A 2,288-nucleotide genomic window follows, 5' to 3' on the forward strand; every position below is an offset into this window, starting at 1 on the left:
TGAATCGTGACCCAGTTCCGACGGGTGAAAAGTGACCCCCGCTGCGTCAGTTGATGTTGGTCATTCCCCGGTGTTGGCGGTCGGAACCCGCCCGAGGTCGCGTCCGCGCATGCGGTAGCTGTCGCCCTTCAGGGAGATCACTTCGGCATGGTGGACGAGGCGGTCGATCATCGCGGCGGCGACGGTGTCGTCACCGAAGACCTCGCCCCAGCGACCGAATGGCTTGTTGCTGGTCACGATCACGCTCGCGCGTTCGTAGCGGCCCGAGATGAACTGGAAGAACAGGTTCGCAGCCTCGGGCTCGAAGGGGATGTAGCCGACCTCGTCGACCACGATCAGCGGGATACGACCGAGCCGGGTCAACTCGTCGCTCAGGCGGCCGACTTGGTGGGCTTCGGCGAGGCGGGTGACCCACTGGGCTGCGGTGGCGAAGGCGACCCGGTGTCCGGCCTGGCAGGCCCGGATGCCGAGGCCGGTGGCGAGGTGGGTCTTGCCGGTGCCGGGCGGTCCCAGGAAGATCACGTTCTCCTTCCCGACGACGAAGTCCAGTGTCCCCAGATGGGCGATGACTTCACGTTTCACGGATCGCTGGTGGTCGAAGTCGAAGTCCTCCAGCGACTTGCGGGAGGGGAAACGGGCCGCCCGGATGCGTCCCTCGGCGCCGTGGGAATCGCGGGCGGCGACCTCCCGCTGCAGGCATGCGGCCAGATACTCCTCGTGGCTCCAGCCCTCGTCGCGAGCCCGCTCGGCGAGCCTGGCGGCCGCGTCCCGCAGGGCCGGCGCCTTCAACGCCTTGGTCAAATAGACGAGTTCGGAGCTGACATCCCGGCAGGTCCTGGCCTGGTTCGTGCCGTTCTTCGTGCTCATCACGCTGCCCCTTCACCCGTGCTCAGTCCGCCGTCGATGACGCCGAAGATCCGGTCGTAGGTCTCCAGCGACCGCTCCTCGACCTCCGTCACGTCCACCGCTGCCGTCTGCGTGTCGGCGGCCGTCTTGCGGGCTGCCGCGGCGGCTGCCGCGTGGTCGGGATCGGTGATGGTCTGGTGGCGGGCCCAGCTGCGGGCATGGCGGGCGACCTCGACGCCGTCGCAGGTCACCAGGACCTGGTCCAGGTCGGCGGCGACCTCGATGCGGCGGCCGACGGCCAGCGGATGCACCGAGTAGTCGCAGGTGTCCAGGCGGACATAGTGATCCCGCGGCAGCCGCAGCGATGCCTTCCACCAGCCCGGCGGGGCGATCGGCGGCAGGGCCAGCATGCGAGAGCGGTCGGCCTCCAGCCGGTCCGACGGGCGGGCCTGCAAGGTGCGGTGGATGCGTCGGTTGGCCTTGGTCAGCCAGTCGGCGAGCTGGATGTTGAAGTCGGCCGGCGAGGTGAACACCCGGCCGGGCAAGAACGATGTCTCCAGATAGCCGTTGGCCCGCTCGACCAGGCCCTTGGCCTCCGGGTCCCGCGGCTTGCAGAGCAGGAACTTGATGCCCAGCAGTCCGGCGAACGCGGCGAACTCGTCGGTGAGTTGAGGGCCTCCAGACCGCCAGGAGCCGACGGCTCCCTCGTTGTCCCAGACCAGCACCCTGGGGACGGCTCCGAGCTCGGTCAGCAGCCGCCAGTGCCCGGCGATCAGGTCGGCCGCCGACCTGGAGGGCAGCATCCTGGCGGTGATCCACCGCGAATAGCCGGCGACCATGACCAGCACCGGCGGACGTCCGACCTGGCCGAAGCCGAGCGGGATGTCGGCGGGCGGAAACCACAGGTCACACTGGCCGATCTCGCCCGGCTCATAGACCGTCCGCGAGGCCGGATCCACAGGCCGATAGGCCGGTCGCAGATCCCGGATCCGGTCCTTGAGCACGGTCAGACCGCGGTCCCAGCCGATCCGCTCGGCGATCACCGTCGCCGGCATCTCCGGCCACTGCTCAAGAAGTTCGCGGATCTGCGGCTCGACCGCATCCACGATCGACCCCTTCGGCGCCCGCTGGTACTTCGGCGGCGCATCGTCCGCGATGGCCCTGCGGACGGTGTTCCTCGCGATCCCCAGCTTCCTCGCGATCGCCCGCACCGGCATCCGCTCGGCCCGGTGAAGCCGGCGGATCTCTGCCCAGTCCTCCACGCTGATCACCACTCCTCCCGGTCTGGCTCAACGAGCCAGACCCCTTGGAGGGGGTCAACTTTCAAGCGTCGCTACTGGCCCACTTTTCAGGTTCTGGATCACTTTTGGTGCCGGAGCAACGGAGGGTCACCACCTCCGCGATCATGAGCGGTCGTGACCCACGACCCGCTCCAGGACCTC

2 protein-coding genes are annotated in these 2,288 nt (G+C 68.7%); both read right to left on the reverse strand.

Going from position 1 to position 2,288, the window contains the following annotated elements; all coding sequences use genetic code 11:
- Positions 1–60 precede the first annotated feature (60 nt).
- The gene (gene istB / locus ACFZDK_RS55740) at positions 61–867 is read right to left on the reverse strand and encodes an IS21-like element helper ATPase IstB (RefSeq protein ID WP_390987078.1); all 807 of its coding nucleotides are present in this window, start codon (positions 865–867) and stop codon (positions 61–63) included.
- On the reverse strand, positions 867–2,117 hold the full coding sequence (gene istA, locus ACFZDK_RS55745; protein WP_390987082.1) for an IS21 family transposase: 1,251 nt from the start codon (positions 2,115–2,117) through the stop codon (positions 867–869). Before istA ends, istB begins: the two co-directional genes overlap by 1 nt.
- Positions 2,118–2,288: the final 171 nt, after the last annotated feature.

It is taken from the genome of Streptomyces sp. NPDC007901 (assembly GCF_042959465.1).
Lineage (GTDB): Bacteria > Actinomycetota > Actinomycetes > Streptomycetales > Streptomycetaceae > Streptomyces.

Coding starts and splice junctions, on each gene's coding strand:
- istB (WP_390987078.1), bottom strand. CDS start 867: ATGAGCACGAAGAACGGCACGAACCAGGCCAGGACCTGCCGGGATGTC.